Source organism: Kribbella sp. WER1, from assembly GCF_054189145.1.
Genome location: NZ_CM135186.1, coordinates 61,327 through 80,151 on the forward strand (window position 1 = coordinate 61,327; position 18,825 = coordinate 80,151).

The window sequence follows — 18,825 nt, forward strand, 5'->3', positions numbered from 1 at the left end:
ATGCCGAACGACCTGATCTTCAGCCCGGGCGTCGACCTGATCACCGACAAGGTCGCCGTCGTCATGCAGGACCGCCCGGTGATCGGGATGTCCGCCTGGCTCAGCGACGCGCTGACGTCGGCGCGGATGGCGGACCGCGACGTACAGCTGGTGACCCCGAAGCACACGCACCTGACCTGGCCGGTGCGGTCCGCGCTGTTCACCGGCGTGTTCTCGACCTGGGTCGTGACCGGCAGCGACGGCGAGTACTTCGACGGCCTGAACGGCGTCCGGCTGAAATGGAACGGCGAGCAGTTCCTGGCCAAGGAGCCGGTGACCGCGGGTGAGCCGACCGAGGACATGCACCCGGACTACGGGGTCAACGAGGACGTGTTCGCGCACCTGCAGTTCACGGTCCGGGTCCGGCACAAGCCGGTCGACAACCTGATGCTGGGCGGTGTCGCGGAACGGCTGTTCACCTCCACGACCGGCAGTGGCCCGGCCGGGTGGTCCACCTCGGAGCCCGTGACGCAGCCGTGGAGCACGGAGGCGCTCACGGAGTACTGCCGGGACCGGGCGCCGAGCCCCACCTGGCTGGTCGTGTCGGGGCAGCCCGGCGACGAGTTCCGGCCGGCCGTCGGGACGCTGGAGGTCCGCCGGGTGAAGTCCGGCGTCGACGAGACGCTGACGCTGTCGGTCGCCCAGCCCGGGATGGACTTCCCGGACGTGAACAAGGTCGGCGAGTGGATCGACGACGTCGCCGACCACCTGGAGCTGATCTCCGCGATGGTGATCGGCGCGAACGGCGAGGCCGACGGGACGTACCGGCCGCGGTTCACCGGGATGGGCTGCCCGATCGGGATGGCCGCCGGCAACGAGGCCGTACAGGCGAACGGGCTGGACGCGATGCTCGCGCTCGAGCACGGACCCCGGGCGATGGCGATCGGCCCGGCGCACACGCCGGCCGTCTGGTACCCGATCGGCGACGGGCGGAACCCGCGCGACTGGGAGAAGTACACGAAGCTGATGCGCAGTCTCGTCCCGGCCGAGGCGCTGGCGGGCAAGGCGTGACGAACGACCAGGACAGGAGAAATCAGCGATGAGCACCTACAGCCGCGTGACGGTGATCGGTGAGCGCCGGCGGCTGGACGCCGTGCTGCCCGCCGACCAGCCGCTCGGCGTACTGCTCCCGGACCTGCTGCGGATGCTCGAGGAGCCGATGCAGCAGACCCCGCAGCGCCGGTTCCTCACCACCGCGACCGGAGTACTGGTACCGCCGGAGGGGACGCTGTCGTCGGCGCAGATCATCGACGGCACTGTGCTCCGGCTGGCGTCCGAGGGCGAGCTGCCCCCGCCGCCGACGGTGTACGACGTGACCGAGGAAGCCGTCGAGGACCTCAAGCGCCGGGGCGCCACGTTCAAGCCGAAGCACCGGCAGATCCTGGCCGGCGCCGGGCTGGTGTTCTCGATCATCGCCGGCGGCATCTCGCTGCTGGTCGCGGCGCCGCACGGCCTGACCTCGGCGATCCTGCTGGTGGTCGCGGCGATCTGTGCGTTCGTAGGGATCGCGCTCGGGCGCAGCAACAACAAGCTGGTCGCGATCCCGTTGGTCAGCGTCGCGACGGTGCTGCTGGCGCTCGCGGTCGGGTTCTGGGCGTTGCAGGCGGACTGGGAGATCGGTCTCGTCATCACGGTCGGTGCGTTGTGCCTGGCGTTCGGCCCGATGTTCTACGCCGCGGCCGGGGTGGCCGGCGGCGGGCTGGTCGCGGGTGCGACGTCGGTGCTGTTCGTCGCGGTCTGGATGGTCGGTGCCGGTACCGGACTGGCGATGGACCGGACCGGTGCGCTGGCCGGGCTGCTCGCCGTACTGCTGCTCGGGCTGTTGCCGCGGATGGCGCTGTCGTTGTCGGGGCTGTCGAGCCTGGACGACAAGCGGGCGTCGGGTGGCGAGATCATGCGCGGCGACGTCCAGAGCGCGCTGAACGCGGCGCACCTCGGGCTCGCGCTGGCGACCGTGCCGATCGCGATCTCGTCCGCGGTCGCCGGGATCATGCTGCTGAAGGCGGGCGGCCCGTGGGCGGTCGCGCTCGCGCTGGTGCTCGCGTTCCTGCTGGCGTCCCGGTCCCGGCTGTACCCGCTGGTGAGCGAGGTCGCGGTGCTGTTCGCGGCGGCGTTCACGATTGTGTCGGGGTGCGTGCTGATCGCCGCGGTGAACGGGCAGGGCGGGGCGTTCATCGCGCTCGGGCTGCTGGTCGTCGTTGCGATGGTCTGCGCGTTCGGTCTCAGTTTCACACCGGCGGAGTACGTCCGCGCGCGGCTCACGCAGCTGCTCGACTATCTTGAGGTGGGGGCCATCATCACGATGGTCCCGCTGGCGCTGGGAGTCTTCGGCGTCTACTCCAAGCTGCTGCACGCGTTCTGACGTTCGGATGGAATGACTGAATCGAACTGGCAGGGGGACATGCTGCGCCGGATGGCGGAGCAGTCTCCGGCCGATCACCCCGACCAGCCCGAGGCTGCCCAGGAACCCCCTGCGCAGCAGCCGCCTGCACAGCCTCCGCCTGCTCCGGCGCCCCCGCAACAGCCTTATCAACAGCAATATCCACCTCAGCAGTACCAGCAGCAGTACCCGCCGCCGGGCTACCAGCAGCCGCCGCCGTACCAGCACCAGTACCAGCCCCCGTACCAGCAGCAGTACCAGCCGCCGCCGTACGAGGAATACCCGCCGCAGGGCCAGCACAACCCCGGCCAGGTGCCCTACCAGGACTACTACGATCAGCTCCCGCCGGAGCCCTCCGGTGGCAACTGGTCGACGCCGCCGACCCCGCAGTCCGATCAGCTCGGGCGCCCGCAGGCCCCCGACGGCGACTCGGTGTTCCGCCGGTTCCGCCGGATCGCGTCCGAGGCGGCGTACGTCGTCGGCGGCTCCGGCCGGATGCGCCGCGACGTGAACCACCTGGCGACCGTCCGGCGCCCGATCGCGATCATGCGGCGCGTCGGCGTACTCAGCCCGATCACGAACGCCGGTACGTCGACCGTCAGCGCGCTGCTGTCCACGATGCTCAGCACCCAGCGCTCGGACCGGGTCGTCGTGGTCGACGCGGACCCGGCCGGTGCCGAGCTGTCCCGCCGGTTGGAGGTGAGCTTCGGAGCCGGCCCGGTCGAGGGCGTCTCGCTGGTCCGCAGCGACGCCACCGCCGAGGCGATCCGCGCGACGCTCGCCGAGGTCCAGGGGCAGGGTGCTCGCGACGTCGGCCTCGCGGTCGTCGACTGCCCGGGCAGCATGTACGACCCGATCGGCTCGGAGATGGCGGTGTCCGGCCACTGCGCGGTGCTCGTCGTACCGTCCGCGCAGCAGCTTGCGCAGTACTGCCTCGCCCAGCTCGACCAGCTGCCGCCGGAGGGCCAGGACGTCCTGCTGCACCGCGGCGTCATCGTGATCAGCGTGGTGGAGAACGTGCACCCGGGCTCGGTCGACTGGCTGGTGGAGGCGTTCCGGCAGCGCGGCTTGCAGCCGGTCGTGCTGCCGTACGACGCACACATCGTCACCGGCTGGCCGCTGCGCTCGGACCAGCTCCGTTCCGAGACCCGGGACGCGGTGCTCGAACTGGCGGCCCGGGTGGTCGGCACGGTCACCGGCGTTCCCAGCTGATTCACAGCAAACCCTCAAACGGCGGTGCAAGGTGAACCGTTCGGCGGTGCCGGTCGTTTGACCTGGTGTACTGCGTTCAACCACTTCGATCAGCAGGCTCCTGGAGGTCCAGATTCATGAGCGATGACACGACGGCACCAGCCACCACAGCAGCGGACGGCGGTCTGCGGGACCGCAGGACGGTGCTGCGCTGCGCGGCGATGGTCGCCCTGGCGGGTGCCGGCGCGCCGCTCCTCGCGGCCTGCGGTGGCAGCGACACCTCCGGGAGCGGCAGCACCGGCGGCACCGGCACCGGTACGGCGCCGTCCGCGACCGGCTCTGCGCCGAGCGCGAGCACGTCGTCCGGCGGCAGCGGTACGGTCCTCGGCCCGGTGTCCGACGTACCGGTCGGCGGGGGGAAGGTGTTCACCGACGCCAAGGTCGTGGTGACGCAGCCGACCGCCGGCACCTACAAGGGGTTCTCCGCGATCTGCACGCACCAGGGCAACCCGATCGGCTCGGTGCAGGACGGGCAGATCGTCTGCCCGTTCCACAACAGCCACTTCAGTATCACCGACGGCAGCGTGGTCAGCGGACCGGCGCCGTCGCCGCTGCCGGCCGTGAACGTGAAGGTCCAGGGCGGCAACATCGTCGAGTCCGCCTGACGCGTTGTCGGTGGACAGGGCGAAGGCCCGGTCACCGGGGGACCGGGCCTTCGGTCGAGTGGATCAGGACTGGTCGGAGGCCCCGACGTACAGCAGCTTGTTCGGCGAGCCGGTGCCCGGGTCACCCACCTTGTCCGCGGTCGAGTTGCCGACCAGCGCCTTCGCGACGTCGGCCGGGGTGGCGTCCGGGTGGTCGGCCAGGTAGAGCGCGACCCCGCCCGCGACGTGCGGCGTGGCCATCGACGTACCGCTCATCTTCGCGGTCGCGTCCGGGCCGGTGATGCCGACCGACGTGATGTCCACACCCGGCGCGAACAGGTCGACGCACTTGCCGTAGTTCGAGAACTCGGCACGCTTGTCCTGGTCGTCGGTGGCGCCGACCGTGATCGCCGACGGCTCCTTGGCCGGCGAGCTCTGGCAGGCGTCCGCGTTGTCGTTGCCGGCAGCAACGGCGTAGGTGACACCGGCGGCCACGGACGCCTTCACCGCGGCGTCCAGCGCGTCGTCCGCGCCGCCGCCGAGGCTCATGTTCGCGACCGCGGGCTTCTTCGCGTTCTTGGTGACCCAGTCGATGCCGGCCACCACGGACTCGGTCGAGCCGGAGCCCTTGCAGTCGAGCACCCGGACGGCGATCAGCTTCGCGGCCTTGGCCAGCCCGTACGTCGTACCGCCGATGGTGCCGGCCACGTGGCTGCCGTGACCCATGCAGTCGACGCCGTTCTGGCCGTCGCCGACCGTGTCGGTGCCGACCGACGCACGGTCGCCGAAGTCCTTGTGCTTGGCGTAGATCCCGGTGTCGATGATGTAGACGTTGACGTTCTTGGCGTCTGTGGACGGCTCGTACTTCTTGTCCAGCGGCAGGTCCCGCTGATCCGCGCGGTCCAGGCCCCACGGCGGGTCGTCCTGGGCGACGGTGATCTTCTGGTTCTGCTGGACGTACGCGACCCGGGTGTCGCCGGCCAGCTTCTTCGCCTGGTCCTCGGACATGTTCGCCGAGAAGCCCTTGAGCGAGGCGTCGTACTGGTCCTTGACCTTGACGTCGTAGCTCGCGGCCAGGCTCTGGGTGGCGACCCGGGTCTGGGCGCGGGTGTTCGCGTCCTTCAGGACGACGATGTAGCTGCCGGGGATCGCGTTCGGGGTGCCGACGCCGCGGATGCTCACCGGTGCGGACTGGGCCGCGTTGCTGCCGGTGGCCGCGGTGACGATTCCGGTGACGGCCAGCGCGGACGCTGCGACGACACCCAGTAGTGCGCGTGGTCTGCTGAAGGAAGGGGACATGGGCGGAACTCCCTCGAGTCAGCGCAAGGCCTTGTTGCCTCACGCAAAGGACCTGCACATCTACCCTTGTCCACCAGTAACGCAGCTCGCCCATCCCAGCCGGGGATAAATCTCGACTTATGAGCCAACCCGCAACGGGAACGCAATCTTCAGTTCGTTTGCCTGGCTTCGTGGTTGGCGTACTTCCTGACCGCGAAGCGGTACGCCTCCTCGATCAACGGCAGCAGCCGGTCCAGACCGGTGGGGTCGACGATCGCGACCCAGTACTGCGAGGCGTAGAACGGGTGTGGCATCAGGGTGTCGCGGGCGGTGTAGTCGTGGCCGGAGTCGAGAACCCAGTCGGCGTCGCGGTCGGTGGGCACCGGGCCGAAGAGCTCGGCGTACGTCGCCTTGGTGAGGCCGAGGTTCAGCCGCCAGGCGCCGGGCTCGTCGAGGTTCGACACCTTCTCGTAGTGGTCGCCGGTGACAATGGTGGCGAACGGTTGCTGCCGTTCGGGTGGCAGGTCGTTGGCGGGGTCGTACAGGTAGAAGAGGTCGTCCTGGGCCTCGAGCACCCGGACGCCGTCGTACTCGCGGATCGTCCGATCAATATCTGCGAATCTCATGCCTTCAAGTGTGTCATTGAAGTCGGAGTAGAAACTTTTGGACGATTCCGGATTTGTCGGCGGGCCGAACTAGGGTGGTTGGGTGGCTGATCCGTCCTCCTACCGTCCCGCTCCGGGATCGATTCCCGACTCGCCCGGCGTCTACCGTTTCAGCGACTCCGCCGGGCGGGTGATCTACGTCGGCAAGGCGAAGAACCTGCGCGCCCGGTTGTCGTCGTACTTCCAGGATCTGGTGAACCTGCATCCACGGACGCAGGCGATGGTGACGACCGCCTCCAAGGTCGAGTGGACGGTGGTCGCCACCGAGGTCGAGTCGCTGCAGCTGGAGTACTCCTGGATCAAGGAGTACGACCCGCGCTTCAACGTGAAGTACCGCGACGACAAGTCGTACCCGTGGCTCGCGATCACCCTCAACGAGGACTACCCGCGGGTGATGGTCGGCCGCGGCCAGAAGAAGAAGGGCGTGCGGTACTTCGGTCCGTACAGCCACGCCTGGGCGATCCGCGAGACCGTCGACCTGCTGCTCCGGGTGTTCCCGATGCGCTCGTGCAGCAAGGGCGTCTTCAACCGGCACCGCCAGATCGGCCGGCCCTGCCTGCTCGGGTACATCGGCAAGTGCGCGGCGCCCTGCACCGGTCAGGTGTCGCAGGAGGAGCACCGCAAGATCGTCGACGACTTCGCGGCGTTCCTGTCCGGGCAGACCGCGACGTACGTGCGCCGGCTGCAGAAGGAGATGCAGGCCGCGGCCGCGGAGCTGGAGTACGAGCGGGCCGCGAAGATCCGCGACGACCTGGCCGCACTCGACAAGGCGCTGGCGAAGAACGCGGTCGTCCTCGGCGACGGTACCGACACCGACGTGATCGCGCTCAGTGAGGACCCGCTCGAGGTCGCGGTGCAGATCTTCTACGTCCGCGGCGGCCGGATCCGCGGTGAGCGCGGCTGGATCGCCGACAAGGCCGACGGTACGGCGACCACCGGCGACCTCGTGTCCCGCTTCATCCAGCAGATGTACGCCGACGACTCGGTCGACGCGATCCCGCGCGAGATCCTGGTCCCGACGGTGCCGGACGACGCCGAGGCGCTGACCGAGTGGCTGGAAGGCATCCGCGGCGCGCGGGTGTCGATCCGGGTCCCGCAGCGCGGCGACAAGAAGGCGTTGATGGAGACCGTCGAGCGGAACGCGCTGCAGACGCTGACCATGCACAAGACCAAACGCGCCAGCGACCTGACCACCCGGAACCAGGCGCTGGAGGAGATCCAGGCGGCGCTCGACCTGCCGGAGGCGCCGCTGCGGCTGGAGTGCTACGACATCTCGAACCTGCAGGGCACCGAGGTGGTCGCGTCGATGGTGGTGTTCGAGGACGGCCTGCCGCGCAAGAGCGAGTACCGCCGGTTCGTGATCAAGGGCGTCGACGGCCAGAACGACGTCGCCTCGATCGCCGAGGTCCTGACCCGCCGCTTCAAACGCCTCCTCGACGAACGTGCCACGCACACCGAGGAGGACGACCCGTCGGCCACCCTCATCGACCCCGAGACCGGTCGCGCGAAGAAGTTCGCCTACGCGCCGGGGCTGGTCGTGGTCGACGGCGGACCGCCGCAGGTGGCGGCGGCCCGGCAGGCGATGGACGAGCTGGGCGTCGGCGACATCCCGGTCGTCGGCCTGGCCAAGCGGCTGGAAGAGGTGTGGGTCCCGGACGAGGAAGACCCGGTGATCTTCTCGCGCACCAGCGAGGGTCTGTACCTGCTGCAGCGCCTGCGCGACGAGGCGCACCGGTTCGCGATCACGCACCACCGCAGCCGGCGGTCGAAGTCGATGGTCGAGAGCACCCTCGACGAGGTTCCCGGACTGGGCGATGTGCGGCGGAAGACCTTGCTCCGGCATTTCGGGTCATTGAAGAAGTTGCGGGGCGCGACCATCGATGAGGTCGCCGATCTGCCCGGTTTCGGGCCGCGGCTGGCGGAGTCCGTCGTACTGGCGGTTAACGCTGCTGCAACGAAGGCGGAAACCGGCCGTGCTCCGGCGGTCAACACGGCGACAGGCGAGATACTGGGCGACGACGTCCCGGCGCCTGCCGAGGCGCCCGACGGGGATGCAGGGGAGAACTGAGAACTGATGGACGACACGGGCGGCAACCTGATCATCGTGTCCGGGATGTCGGGCGCGGGCCGGAGTTCGGTCGCTGACGTACTGGAGGACCTCGGCTGGTTCGTGGTGGACAACCTGCCGCCGATGTTCCTGACCACCATCGTCGAGCAGGTCGTCGGGACCGGCGCGGCACCGCGGCTCGCGGTCGTCGTCGACGTCCGGACCGGCCTGTTCTTCGACGAGCTGAGCTCCGCGATCCACGACCTGCGGCTGAAGGGGTACCGGCCGCTGACGCTGTTCCTGGAGGCGTCCGACGACGTGATCGTGCGCCGGCAGGAGAGCGTCCGCCGGCCGCACCCGTTGCAGGGCGAAGGCCGGCTGCTGGACGGCATCCAGCGCGAGCGTGAACTGCTCGGCGACATCCGGGCCGGCGCCGACCTGGTGATCGACACCTCCAGCCTGAACATCCACCAGCTGGCCGCGAAGATCGTGAACGCGTTCGGCGACGAGGAGAACGCCGAGCTGCGGGCGACCGTGGTGTCGTTCGGTTTCAAGTACGGCATCCCGGTGGACGCCGACGTGGTCGCCGACATGCGCTTCATCCCGAACCCGTACTGGCAGCCGGACCTGCGCCCGATGACCGGCCAGGACAAGCCTGTGTCAGACTTCGTGCTCGGCCATCCGCTGGCCCAGCAGTTCCTGCAGAACTACGTGGACGTGCTGGACACCCTGCGGACCGGCTACCTGAACGAGGGCAAGCGCTTCGTCACCGTCGCGATCGGCTGCACCGGGGGTAAGCACCGCAGCGTCGCGATGGCCGAGGAGATCGCCCGCAGGCTGCGCGAGAAGGGCTCACCGACGTTGGTAGTACACCGGGATCTAGGTCGCGAGTGAGCCGGACCGACTGGGACAGCCCTGCCCGCGGACAGCGCGGGCTGGGGCAGTCCGGCGTGCCCTCTGGGGCGCGACCCCCAGACCCCCTACGGGTCGTCGCTCTGGGTGGCGGACACGGGCTCGCGGCCTCGCTGTCCGCGCTCCGGCATGTGACCGATCAGCTGACCGCGGTCGTGACGGTCGCCGACAACGGCGGTTCGTCCGGGCGGCTGCGGCGCGAGCTGGGCGTGCTGCCGCCGGGCGACCTGCGGATGGCGCTTGCCGCGCTCTGCCGGGACGACGAGTGGGGGCGGACGTGGGCCGACGTATTGCAGCATCGCTTCCGCAGCAACGGTGAGTTGCACGACCACGCGGTCGGCAACCTGCTGATCGTCGCGCTGTGGGAGCTGCTCGGCGAAGCAGTCGACGGGCTCGACTGGGTCGCCCGGCTGCTTGGTGCGCAGGGCCGGGTGCTGCCGATGTCCGCCGTACCGCTGGACATCACGGCCCGCGTGCTCGGGCTGGACCCGGCGCACCCGGAGGCGATCACCGAGATCCGCGGCCAGGCCGAGGTGGCGTCCACCGACGGTCACGTGGTCGACGTCGCGCTCGACCCGGCCGACCCACCGGCCTGCCCGGAAGCGCTGATCGCGATCGCGGAAGCCGACTGGGTCGTGGTCGGTCCGGGGTCGTGGTTCACCTCGGTGATCCCGAACCTGCTGGTCCCCGAACTGTGCCGCGGCCTCGAGCAGACCAGCGCCCGTCGATTGCTGACGCTCAACCTCGGCGAGCAGAAGGGCGAGACCGACGGCTTCTCGCCCGAGACCCATCTCGAGGTCCTGGCCGGCCACGCCCCGGACCTCCGCATCGACGTCGTCCTCGCCGACGCCGGTCACGTGCCCGACCCCGAGTCACTGCGCCGTACCGCGCAGTCCCTCGGAGCCGAGCTCGTGATCGCCGACATCGCCGACGACGACCGCGACCTGCACCATGCCCCGGACAAGCTCGCCAAGGTCTACCGCGAGATCTTCAGCTAGTCCGCGTCACCGGCCCTGCGACTTGGGCTGGTTGACCTGGTCGTAGATCCGGCGGCCCTGGGCGTCGTACCCCTTGATTCGGGCCAGGATCTGCTGGCGCGGCATGTCCGTGGTGTGGTCGTAGGTGAAGAATCCGTCGGTGCCGACGAGCGCTTCGTGAGGTATCCCGTCGGTCATGTAGACCAGGACCCGAGTGACTCCGGGCGTCGTGATCCGCAGGCCGTTCTCTTCCGCCTGCGGCAGGTTGTGCGGGCTGTTCGGCAGCACCCCCGTCGTCGCGCTCCGCATGACCCCGGTCGGCTTGCCGTTGGCGCCGATCAGGCACTCCGACACGACCGACTTGTCCGGGGCCAGGAACATCACGGTGTTGGGCGCGGCCCCGCCGCTCTTCACGACGACCTTCCAGCGCGCGTCGAGCGGACCGCCCCTGCTCCACGGCTTCGTCCGGTCGGCCGCCTGCAGGAAGCTGCGGTCGTACGGCTGGCAGCGGGCGAGCAGGTCGGCATCGGACAGCGTGCTCTTCGGAGGAGCCGGAACGACCAACTTGCCGGTCTCGTCGTCGATGATCCGCCCGGTCCTCACGTCCAGCGTCAGCGTCATGCCGGGCGTCGGCGTACCGGCCGGGCCGTCGCCCTCGGTGCGGTTGGCGGACCAGGTGGTGATGCCGGCGATGATCACGCCGGCAGTCAGAACCGCTGTGGAAGCGGTGGCGATGCGGGTCCGGCGGACGGAGCGGCGGGCCTGCACGAGCAGGTTGTCGATGTCGGTGGTCGGCGGCTGGTCGGGATCGTCCGCGGCAGCGGCCAGCAGGCGTTCGATGTCGGTGCTCACGTGGCGCTCCGTTCGGGGTGGTCGAGGAGTTCGCGGAGGCGGGTGAGGGCGCGCGAAGTCTGGCTCTTGACGCCGCCGGTACCGATACCGAGGACGTCCGCGGTCTGTTCGAGGCTGAGGTCGGCGTAGTGCCGCAGGACGACGCAGGCGCGTTGGCTCGGCGGAAGCGCGGCGAGGGCTTCGACAACCAGCAGCCGGTCGTCGACGGCGCCGCCGGGGTGTGGCAGGTGAGCGGCCTCGTCGTCGGCGTCCACCAGCCGTTCGCGACGCCAAGGCCTCCGGGACTGGTCGAGCACCGCGGTCACCAGACACTTGTGCGCATACCCGTTGATCCCTTGCGTACGGTCGATCCGGTGCCAGCGCCGGTACACCTTCACCAACGCGTCCTGCGCGGCGTCCTCGGCGCGGTGCCAGTCACCACACATCAGGTACGCCGTACTCCGCAGCCGACGAATCGTCCCCGCCGCGAACTCGGTGAACTCCGCCTCGTCCGGTGCCTTCATGCCCCTCCTCCCAGGTTGTCGCCGAGGTAACGGGACCAGCCGCGCGGAAGGTTGCAACGTAACCGTGGCACCTGCCGCACGTTGCACCTCCGAGGGTCTTTGACAGCGGTGGGAGGATGCTTCTTATGGCGATGACAGCACAGGTGAAGTCCGAGCTGACCAGCATTCAGGTCACGAAACCGTGTTGCCGCAAGGCAGAGGTCTCGTCGATCCTGCGGTTCGCCGGCGGGCTGCACCTGGTGTCCGGGCGGATCGTCGTGGAGGCGGAGCTGGACAGTGGTGCCGCGGCCCGGCGGTTGCGGAAGGACATCGCCGAGATCTTCGGGCATCCGTCGGACGTCGTGGTGATCTCCCCGTCCGGTATTCGCAAGCAGACGAAGTACGTCGTGCGCGTGGTCCGCGACGGTGACGCGCTCGCGCGGCAGACCGGGCTGGTGGACAACCGCGGCCGTCCGGTCCGCGGGCTGCCGCCGGCGGTGGTGTCCGGTGCGTCCTGCGATGCGGTGGCGGCCTGGCGTGGGGCGTTCCTGGCGCACGGTTCGCTGACCGAGCCCGGCCGGTCGTCCTCGCTCGAGGTGACCTGCCCGGGGCCGGAGGCGGCGCTCGCACTGGTCGGCGCGGCCCGGCGGCTCGGGATCGGGTCGAAGGCGCGCGAGGTTCGCAACGTCGACCGGGTGGTGATCCGCGACGGCGACGCGATCGGGGCGCTGCTCACCCGGCTCGGTGCACACGAGTCCGTGCTGGCGTGGGAGGAACGCCGGATGCGCCGCGAAGTACGGGCGACCGCGAACCGGCTGGCGAACTTCGACGACGCGAACCTGCGCCGTTCGGCCCGCGCCGCGGTGGCCGCCGGCGCGCGGGTGGAGCGGGCGCTGGAGATTCTCGGCGACGACGTACCGGATCATCTGCAGGTGGCCGGCAAGCTCCGGCTGGAGCACAAGCAGGCGAGCCTCGAGGAGCTCGGCCAGCTGCACGAGCCGGCCCTCACCAAGGACGCCGTCGCGGGCCGGATCCGCCGCCTGCTGGCGATGGCCGACAAGCGTGCCGCGGACCTCGGCATCCCGAACACCGAGGCCAACCTGACCCCGGACATGCTCGACCCAGCCTGACCTGATCGTTATCTCCGCAGGCCTATGGGGCGCTTGCGATGTTGATTGGATCGGTGCAACGGGGGTTGCCATCCGATGAACAGGTGAGGACAACGATGGGTACCCAGGAAGAAGAAGCCGCCGCGCTGGCGGAGCTCGAGCGTGTACGGACCGAGAACGCGCTCAAGGAGATGCAGCGCGCGGAAGAGCTCCGGAAGCTCCAGGAGCAGCAGCAGAACAAGATGGTCGCCGACGGGCCGCAAGCCGTCGGCTGGCCGGACAACGAGGTGCAGGCGGCGCCGACCGGGCTGGACAAGGTAGCCGGCGCGCTGCGGGTCGGGAAGGCCGGCGATCTGGCGTTCGCGCACGATCTGCTGAGCAGCGGCCAGGCGCCGTTGGGTGCCGTCTCCAAGCCGGAGCAGGGCGCCGACGGGGCTCGGCAGCAGGCGTCCGGTGGACGCGCCGCCAACCCCGCACTGGGCCTCGGCTGAGCGTCCGCTCCGGCACCAGCTGGTCAACTGGTATTCACCACGCGGCAGGGGTCTGTTTCCGGGGCCTCGTCACGTGGGGGTGGTCTGCTCGGGCGACTACTGACCGGTCAGGGTGGTCTGATGTGGACGCTACCAGTTGGCCAGGTGGGCTGTTGGGCTAGTGTTCGGAATGTAGCGGCAGTGAAAAGCCAGTTCAGAGGAGACGCAGACCCGTGACCGTACGCGTAGGTATCAACGGCTTCGGCCGTATCGGCCGTAACTTCTTCCGCGCCGTGCAGGCGTCCGGTGCCGACATCGAGGTCGTCGCCGTCAACGACTTGACCGACAACCAGACCCTCGCTCACCTGCTGAAGTACGACTCGATCCTGGGCCGCTTCCCGGGTGAGGTCTCCGCCACCGACGACGAGATCACCGTGGCCGGCCACAGCTTCAAGGCCTTCGCCGAGCGCGACCCGGCCAACCTGAAGTGGTCGGACGTCGGCGCCGACGTGGTGATCGAGTCCACCGGTTTCTTCACCGACGCCACCAAGGCCAAGACGCACGCCGACAACGGCGCCAAGAAGGTCATCATCTCCGCCCCGGCGAAGAACGAGGACCTGACCGTCGTGATGGGCGTGAACCACGACCTGTACGACGCCGAGAAGCACACCGTGATCTCGAACGCGTCCTGCACGACGAACTGCCTGGCCCCGATGGCGAAGGCGATCCACGACGCGTTCACGATCGAGCAGGGTCTGATGACCACGATCCACGCGTACACCCAGGACCAGAACCTGCAGGACGGCCCGCACAAGGACCTGCGTCGCGCCCGCGCCGCGGCCCTGAACATCGTGCCGACCTCGACCGGTGCCGCGAAGGCGATCGGCCTGGTCCTGCCGGAGCTGAAGGGCAAGCTGGACGGGTACGCGCTGCGCGTCCCGACCCCGACCGGTTCGGCCACCGACCTGACCGTGAACGTCGGCCGTGAGACCTCGGTCGAGGAGGTCAACGCCGCGGTGAAGGCGGCCGCCGAGGGCCCGCTGAAGGGCTTCCTGAAGTACACCGAGGACGAGATCGTCTCCACCGACATCGTCACCGACCCGGCCTCCTGCATCTTCGACGCCGGCCTCACCAAGGTGCTCGGCAGCCAGGTCAAGGTCGTCGGCTGGTACGACAACGAGTGGGGCTACTCGAACCGCCTCGTCGACCTGGTCAACCACGTCGGCGCCTCGCTCTGACGTTCCGCTGATGCTCTGCGTCCGGGGAGGCTCGTTCCTCTCCGGACGCGGCGCCCGTTCACCCGAGGAAAGCTGACCGAGGAAGCTCAACTGTGAAGACCATCGAAGATCTCGGCGACCTGGCGGGCCAGCGGGTACTGGTCCGGTCCGACCTGAACGTGCCGATCAAGAACGAGGTGATCGGCGACGACGGCCGGATCCGCGCCTCGCTGCCGACCCTCGTCAAGCTGGCCAAGGCCGGCGCGAAGGTGATCGTCACCGCCCACCTCGGCCGCCCGAAGGGCACGCCGAACCCGGAGTTCACCCTGGCCCCGGTGGCCAAGCGGCTCGGCGAGCTGCTGCAGCCCGAGGGCATCACGGTGCACTTCGCCACCGACGTCACCGGTGACGCGGCCCAGTCGGCCGTGCAGGACCTGGACGAGGGTGAGGTGCTGCTGCTCGAGAACGTGCGGTACGACCCGCGCGAGGAGAGCAAGGACGAGGCCGAGCGGGCCTCGCTGGCCGAGGAACTCGCCGCGCTCGCGGACGTGTTCGTCAGCGACGGCTTCGGGGTCGTGCACCGCAAGCAGGCGAGCGTGTACGACGTCGCCCGCAAGCTCCCGCACGCGGCCGGCGGCCTGGTGCTCGCCGAGGTCGGCGTACTGAAGAAGCTCACCGAGGAGCCGGCCCGGCCGTACGTCGTGGTGCTCGGCGGCGCGAAGGTGTCGGACAAGCTCGCGGTGATCGACAACCTGCTGGCCAAGGCCGACAAGCTGCTGATCGGCGGCGGCATGGTCTTCACGTTCCTCAAGGCCCAGGGCCACGAGGTCGGCAAGAGCCTGCTCGAGGAGGACCAGCTCGACGTGGTCCGCGGGTACCTGAAGGAGGCCGGCGACAAGATCGTGCTGCCGACCGACATCGTGGTCGCGCCCGAGTTCAAGGCCGACTCCCCGGCGACCGTGGTGGCCGCCGACGCGATCCCGGCCGACCAGCTCGGCCTGGACATCGGCCCGGATTCCGGCCGGGCGTTCGCGGCCGAGGTCGGGACCGCGAAGACCGTGTTCTGGAACGGTCCGATGGGCGTTTTCGAGATGGCGGCGTTCGCCGGCGGAACCAAGGCCGTCGCACAGGCGTTGACCGAGGTGGACGGGCTGAGTGTCGTCGGCGGCGGTGACTCCGCGGCCGCCGTCCGGCAGCTAGGCTTCGCCGACGATGCGTTCGGCCACATCTCCACCGGTGGCGGCGCGTCGCTCGAATACCTGGAGGGCAAGGAGCTCCCGGGTCTCGCCGTACTGGAAGAGGACTGACAGAAATGGCAGACGCTGCCCGTACGCCACTCATGGCGGGCAACTGGAAGATGAACCTCAACCACGTTGAGGCCGTGCACCTGCTGCAGAAGCTGTCGTGGACGCTGCAGGACAAGAAGCACGACTTCGAGCGGGTCGAGGTGGCGGTGCTGCCGCCGTTCACCGACATCCGCAGCGTGCAGACGCTGGTCGACGGCGACCGGATGAAGATCAAGTACGGCGCCCAGGACGTGTCCACCAAGGACTCCGGGGCGTACACCGGCGAGATCTCGGCGTCGATGCTCACCAAGCTCGGCTGCACGTACGTGCTGACCGGGCACTCCGAGCGCCGGCAGTTCCACGCCGAGGACGACGCGACGGTGAACGCCAAGACCACGAAGGCGCTGGAGGCCGGGCTGGTCCCGATCGTCTGCGTCGGCGAGGGCCTGGAGATCCGCAAGGCCGGCGAGCAGGTTCCGTACACGCTGGCCCAGGTGGACGGCGCGCTGGCCGGGCTGAAGCAGGACGACGTCCGCAAGCTCGTGATCGCGTACGAGCCGGTCTGGGCGATCGGTACCGGTGAGGTCGCGACGCCGGAGGATGCGCAGGAGGTGATCTCCGCGATCCGGGGCCGGATCGAGGAGACGGTTTCACCGTCGGTCGCCGACTCGGTACGGATTCTTTACGGCGGATCGGTGAAGATGGCCAGTGCAGGTGGCATCATGGCCCAACCGGATGTCGACGGTTGCCTGGTCGGAGGCGCGAGCCTGCAGGCCGACGAGTTCGCCGGCATCTGCCGTTACCTGGACCTTCAGTTAGGCTACTCCTCGTGATTCTCGCTTTCTCGATCGTCGTGATCGTCTGCAGCCTGTTCCTGACGCTGCTGGTGCTGCTGCACAAAGGCCGCGGTGGCGGCCTCTCGGACCTGTTCGGTGGCGGTGTGTCGTCCAGCCTCGGCGGCTCGTCGGTCGCCGAGCGGAACCTGGACCGGATCACCATCGGTGTCGGTCTGGTCTGGTTCGCCGCCATCGTCGCGCTCGGCCTGCTCTACAAGCTCGGCTGAGGGGAGTAGGTTCCCGTGGCTGGTGGTGGCAGTGCGATTCGTGGCAGCCGGGTCGGTGCCGGGCCGATGGGCGAGGCGGAGCGCGGCGACACCGCGCCCCGGCAGCGCATCGTGTTCTTCTGTGCGAACGGGCACGAGACCGCGACCTGGTTCGCGGTCGAGGCGGCCATCCCGGAGGAGTGGGACTGTCCACGGTGCGGTCTGCCGACCAGCACCGATGTGAACAACCCGCCTCCGCCGCCGAAGATCGAGCCCTACAAGACTCATCTGGCCTATGTGAAGGAGCGCCGCTCCGAGCAGGAGGCCCAGGAGATCCTCGGTGAGGCGCTCGAGAAACTCCGTGCCCGCCGCGCGCGCGGCGAGGTCATCTACTAGCAGTACCGTGAAGGTCCGGCCCACCGCGGGTCCGGACCTTCACCCTTCCCGCTCCCCGTTTCAGTGGTGAACCTCTGAAACGGCCTTTGCCTGCTGCAGGCGGTGGGTGAAGGGGTCGTTTGAGGGGTGAACCTCTGGAACGGGTCCTTTGCCTGCTGCAGGCGGTGGGTGAAGGGGCCGTTTGAGGGGTGAACCTCTGAAAGGGGCGCGAGGCGCTAAGGTCGGCGGCATGAAGTCCTCGATCTCGCCGGTCCGCTGGACGCCGCCGCCCGCACCGCCGGTGCGGCACCCGAAGAACGTCGACGTCGAGGTCGTCGAGCTGCCCGGCGCCGGTCCCGAGGACACGCTGATCGACGCCGACGGCAGCGTCCTCACCGGCCTGTACGACGGCCGCATCCTGCGCGTCTCCGCGGACGGCCGGACGATCACGACCCTCGCCGACACCGGCGGCCGGCCGCTCGGGCTGGAGTGGCTGCCGGACGGCAACGTGCTGATCTGCGACGCGAACCGTGGCCTGCTCACGCTGGACGAGAACAACCGGATCGCGACGTTGCTGTCCGAGATCGACGGCCGCCCGATGCGGTTCTGCAACAACGCCGACGTCACCGAGGACGGCACGATCTACTTCACCGACTCGTCGACCCGGTTCGGCATCGACGAGTGGATGGCCGACCTGCTCGAGCATTCCACGACCGGCAGCGTGTACCGGCGGACGCCCGACGGCGAGGTGACCCGGCTGGCGACCGGGCGCGGCTTCCCGAACGGTGTGGCGTTGAGCGCCGATCGGCGGTCGCTGTTCTGGGCGGAGACCGCGACGTACGGGCTCTACAAGCTCGACCTCACCGCGGCGGGTGCCGAGCCGGTCCAGGTGGCGACGATCCCGGGGCTGCCGGACAACATCGCGCGCGGCTCGGACGGTCTGATCTGGGTCGCCGTCGGCTCGCCGCGGAACGCCGTACTCGATCTGCTGCTGCCGAAGCATCCGGTGTTCCGCAAGTTGGTGTGGGCATTGCCGGACGCGCTGAAGCCGAAGGCCGCGGACATCATCGAGATCCAGGCGTACGACGAGACCGGGACGCTGGTGCACGACCTGCGCGCGAAGCACCCGGCGTTCCACATGCCGACGGGCGTCCGGGAGCGCGACGGCAAGGTCTGGCTGGGCAGCATCGGAACCAGCTCCCTCGCCACGTTCCCGACGCCCAGCTGAGTTAGCGAGGTTCGAGCAGTTCCGCAGGGTCGAACGAGAAGGCGAACGGCTCGTCCGCTGTGAACAGTTGCCCGGAACGCGCCTGTGCCTGCAGGACATACTCCCCGCCAGCCAGGCGGAGCAGTTCGATCAGTACGTCGTTGGGCCGGATCTCGACGTGCATGTAGAACGGGATACCCAACGCGGCGCAGACGGCAGGCTTGTCGATGCGATCCCGATGGAAGGACGAGGGCGAGATGATCTCGATCGGGCACAGCACCTGCTCCGCCTCGATCCAGATCTGCTGCCGCACCGGCTGATGCAGTAGAACGAGGTCAGGCTCGATCCAGCCAGTAGGCTCGGTCCGGACGTTGAGGCTCAAGTACAACGCGTGCCCGGCCGCCGAGGCTTTCGGAGCCAGATGCCGCAAGAGCGCAGGAGCTGCCCAGCCGAGTTCGCTTCCCTCGCGCCGGCTGATCGCCAACTTTCCATCGGTTGCCTCGTAGCGGGCCGGTGCCATTCCGTCGATCGGCAGGTAGCGCCGTGCGAGCTCGATCGTCCACAGGCCATCGAGGTCGACCAACGGGTCGAAGGAACGCTGCCGTGCCGGGGCTGCCATGCCCACCTCCTTGTCCTGGATCACCTTAGGTCA

Annotated in this window: 20 protein-coding genes; 15 read left to right on the top strand and 5 right to left on the bottom strand. The window is 69.2% G+C overall.

Features of this window, described 5'->3' with window-relative positions; translation table 11 throughout:
* From ACXJJ3_RS00265 to ACXJJ3_RS00280, 4 genes are all read left to right on the top strand, one after another.
* The gene (locus tag ACXJJ3_RS00265) at positions 1–1,050 is read left to right on the top strand and encodes a DUF6177 family protein (RefSeq protein ID WP_458167734.1); all 1,050 of its coding nucleotides are present in this window, start codon (positions 1–3) and stop codon (positions 1,048–1,050) included.
* A 28-nt stretch (positions 1,051–1,078) separates the two neighbouring features.
* The gene (gene eccD / locus ACXJJ3_RS00270; protein ID WP_458167735.1) at positions 1,079–2,401 is read left to right on the top strand and encodes a type VII secretion integral membrane protein EccD; all 1,323 of its coding nucleotides are present in this window, start codon (positions 1,079–1,081) and stop codon (positions 2,399–2,401) included.
* A gap of 12 nt (positions 2,402–2,413) precedes the next feature.
* Entirely contained in the window at positions 2,414–3,631 is a 1,218-nt protein-coding gene (locus ACXJJ3_RS00275) for a hypothetical protein (protein WP_458167736.1), read from the top strand.
* A gap of 116 nt (positions 3,632–3,747) precedes the next feature.
* Positions 3,748–4,275, top strand: a complete 528-nt coding sequence (locus ACXJJ3_RS00280) for a Rieske (2Fe-2S) protein (RefSeq protein WP_458167737.1) — start codon at positions 3,748–3,750, stop codon at positions 4,273–4,275.
* Between the two features lie 63 nt (positions 4,276–4,338).
* On the opposite strand, the gene ACXJJ3_RS00285 is transcribed toward ACXJJ3_RS00280, so the two are convergent.
* Both ACXJJ3_RS00285 and ACXJJ3_RS00290 read right to left on the bottom strand, forming a co-directional pair.
* Complete coding sequence (locus ACXJJ3_RS00285) at positions 4,339–5,553, bottom strand: S8 family peptidase (protein WP_458167738.1); 1,215 nt, start codon at positions 5,551–5,553, stop codon at positions 4,339–4,341.
* Between the two features lie 149 nt (positions 5,554–5,702).
* Positions 5,703–6,158 (bottom strand): DUF6194 family protein, encoded by a 456-nt coding sequence (locus ACXJJ3_RS00290; protein ID WP_458167740.1) that lies wholly within the window; start codon positions 6,156–6,158, stop codon positions 5,703–5,705.
* A gap of 82 nt (positions 6,159–6,240) precedes the next feature.
* Between ACXJJ3_RS00290 and uvrC the strand changes: the two genes are divergently transcribed.
* Genes uvrC through ACXJJ3_RS00305 form a run of 3 tightly spaced genes read left to right on the top strand, consistent with a single transcriptional unit; the run spans position 6,241 to position 10,154 of the window.
* Positions 6,241–8,265, top strand: a complete 2,025-nt coding sequence (gene uvrC / locus ACXJJ3_RS00295; protein WP_458167741.1) for an excinuclease ABC subunit UvrC — start codon at positions 6,241–6,243, stop codon at positions 8,263–8,265.
* 6 nt (positions 8,266–8,271) lie between these two features.
* Entirely contained in the window at positions 8,272–9,138 is an 867-nt protein-coding gene (rapZ, locus tag ACXJJ3_RS00300) for an RNase adapter RapZ (protein ID WP_325042102.1), read from the top strand.
* A gap of 56 nt (positions 9,139–9,194) precedes the next feature.
* A complete protein-coding gene (locus ACXJJ3_RS00305) occupies positions 9,195–10,154 on the top strand; it encodes a gluconeogenesis factor YvcK family protein (RefSeq protein ID WP_458172005.1) in 960 nt (319 codons plus the stop codon).
* A gap of 6 nt (positions 10,155–10,160) precedes the next feature.
* Here the strand turns inward: ACXJJ3_RS00305 and ACXJJ3_RS00310 are convergent, their stop codons facing one another.
* Both ACXJJ3_RS00310 and ACXJJ3_RS00315 read right to left on the bottom strand, forming a co-directional pair.
* Positions 10,161–10,985: a hypothetical protein gene (locus ACXJJ3_RS00310; protein WP_458167742.1), complete on the bottom strand. Its 825-nt coding sequence runs from the start codon at positions 10,983–10,985 to the stop codon at positions 10,161–10,163.
* Positions 10,982–11,488 (bottom strand): SigE family RNA polymerase sigma factor, encoded by a 507-nt coding sequence (locus tag ACXJJ3_RS00315; protein ID WP_458167743.1) that lies wholly within the window; start codon positions 11,486–11,488, stop codon positions 10,982–10,984. Before ACXJJ3_RS00315 ends, ACXJJ3_RS00310 begins: the two co-directional genes overlap by 4 nt.
* 125 nt (positions 11,489–11,613) lie before the next feature.
* Between ACXJJ3_RS00315 and whiA the strand changes: the two genes are divergently transcribed.
* From whiA to ACXJJ3_RS00355, 8 genes are all read left to right on the top strand, one after another.
* Positions 11,614–12,597: a DNA-binding protein WhiA gene (gene whiA, locus ACXJJ3_RS00320; RefSeq protein WP_396405986.1), complete on the top strand. Its 984-nt coding sequence runs from the start codon at positions 11,614–11,616 to the stop codon at positions 12,595–12,597.
* A gap of 95 nt (positions 12,598–12,692) precedes the next feature.
* Entirely contained in the window at positions 12,693–13,067 is a 375-nt protein-coding gene (locus tag ACXJJ3_RS00325; RefSeq protein ID WP_458167744.1) for a hypothetical protein, read from the top strand.
* Positions 13,068–13,279: 212 nt separating this feature from the next.
* Positions 13,280–14,284 (top strand): type I glyceraldehyde-3-phosphate dehydrogenase, encoded by a 1,005-nt coding sequence (gap, locus tag ACXJJ3_RS00330; RefSeq protein ID WP_458167745.1) that lies wholly within the window; start codon positions 13,280–13,282, stop codon positions 14,282–14,284.
* A gap of 92 nt (positions 14,285–14,376) precedes the next feature.
* Positions 14,377–15,570, top strand: coding sequence for a phosphoglycerate kinase (locus tag ACXJJ3_RS00335; RefSeq protein ID WP_458167747.1), 1,194 nt, complete (start codon positions 14,377–14,379; stop codon positions 15,568–15,570).
* Positions 15,571–15,575: 5 nt separating this feature from the next.
* Complete coding sequence (gene tpiA, locus ACXJJ3_RS00340; RefSeq protein ID WP_458167748.1) at positions 15,576–16,382, top strand: triose-phosphate isomerase; 807 nt, start codon at positions 15,576–15,578, stop codon at positions 16,380–16,382.
* On the top strand, positions 16,379–16,612 hold the full coding sequence (secG, locus tag ACXJJ3_RS00345; protein ID WP_393122316.1) for a preprotein translocase subunit SecG: 234 nt from the start codon (positions 16,379–16,381) through the stop codon (positions 16,610–16,612). The genes tpiA and secG overlap by 4 nt, the downstream gene beginning before the upstream one ends.
* 15 nt (positions 16,613–16,627) lie before the next feature.
* The gene (locus ACXJJ3_RS00350) at positions 16,628–16,987 is read left to right on the top strand and encodes an RNA polymerase-binding protein RbpA (protein WP_209695430.1); all 360 of its coding nucleotides are present in this window, start codon (positions 16,628–16,630) and stop codon (positions 16,985–16,987) included.
* Between the two features lie 229 nt (positions 16,988–17,216).
* A complete protein-coding gene (locus ACXJJ3_RS00355; RefSeq protein ID WP_458167749.1) occupies positions 17,217–18,194 on the top strand; it encodes an SMP-30/gluconolactonase/LRE family protein in 978 nt (325 codons plus the stop codon).
* 1 nt (position 18,195) lies between these two features.
* On the opposite strand, the gene ACXJJ3_RS00360 is transcribed toward ACXJJ3_RS00355, so the two are convergent.
* Positions 18,196–18,816 carry a Uma2 family endonuclease gene (locus tag ACXJJ3_RS00360; protein WP_458167750.1) on the bottom strand — a complete coding sequence of 207 codons (621 nt, stop codon included), beginning with the start codon at positions 18,814–18,816 and terminating at the stop codon, positions 18,196–18,198.
* Positions 18,817–18,825: the final 9 nt, after the last annotated feature.

What these genes read in the sequence shown, in the direction of transcription:
- ACXJJ3_RS00265 (WP_458167734.1), top strand. Translation starts at nt 1, where the DNA reads ATGCCGAACGACCTGATCTTCAGCCCGGGCGTCGACCTGATCACCGAC.
- eccD (WP_458167735.1), top strand. Translation starts at nt 1,079, where the DNA reads ATGAGCACCTACAGCCGCGTGACGGTGATCGGTGAGCGCCGGCGGCTG.
- ACXJJ3_RS00275 (WP_458167736.1), top strand. Translation starts at nt 2,414, where the DNA reads ATGACTGAATCGAACTGGCAGGGGGACATGCTGCGCCGGATGGCGGAG.
- ACXJJ3_RS00280 (WP_458167737.1), top strand. Translation starts at nt 3,748, where the DNA reads ATGAGCGATGACACGACGGCACCAGCCACCACAGCAGCGGACGGCGGT.
- ACXJJ3_RS00285 (WP_458167738.1), bottom strand. Translation starts at nt 5,553, where the DNA reads ATGTCCCCTTCCTTCAGCAGACCACGCGCACTACTGGGTGTCGTCGCA.
- ACXJJ3_RS00290 (WP_458167740.1), bottom strand. Translation starts at nt 6,158, where the DNA reads ATGAGATTCGCAGATATTGATCGGACGATCCGCGAGTACGACGGCGTC.
- rapZ (WP_325042102.1), top strand. Translation starts at nt 8,272, where the DNA reads ATGGACGACACGGGCGGCAACCTGATCATCGTGTCCGGGATGTCGGGC.
- ACXJJ3_RS00315 (WP_458167743.1), bottom strand. Translation starts at nt 11,488, where the DNA reads ATGAAGGCACCGGACGAGGCGGAGTTCACCGAGTTCGCGGCGGGGACG.
- whiA (WP_396405986.1), top strand. Translation starts at nt 11,614, where the DNA reads ATGGCGATGACAGCACAGGTGAAGTCCGAGCTGACCAGCATTCAGGTC.
- ACXJJ3_RS00325 (WP_458167744.1), top strand. Translation starts at nt 12,693, where the DNA reads ATGGGTACCCAGGAAGAAGAAGCCGCCGCGCTGGCGGAGCTCGAGCGT.
- tpiA (WP_458167748.1), top strand. Translation starts at nt 15,576, where the DNA reads ATGGCAGACGCTGCCCGTACGCCACTCATGGCGGGCAACTGGAAGATG.
- ACXJJ3_RS00355 (WP_458167749.1), top strand. Translation starts at nt 17,217, where the DNA reads ATGAAGTCCTCGATCTCGCCGGTCCGCTGGACGCCGCCGCCCGCACCG.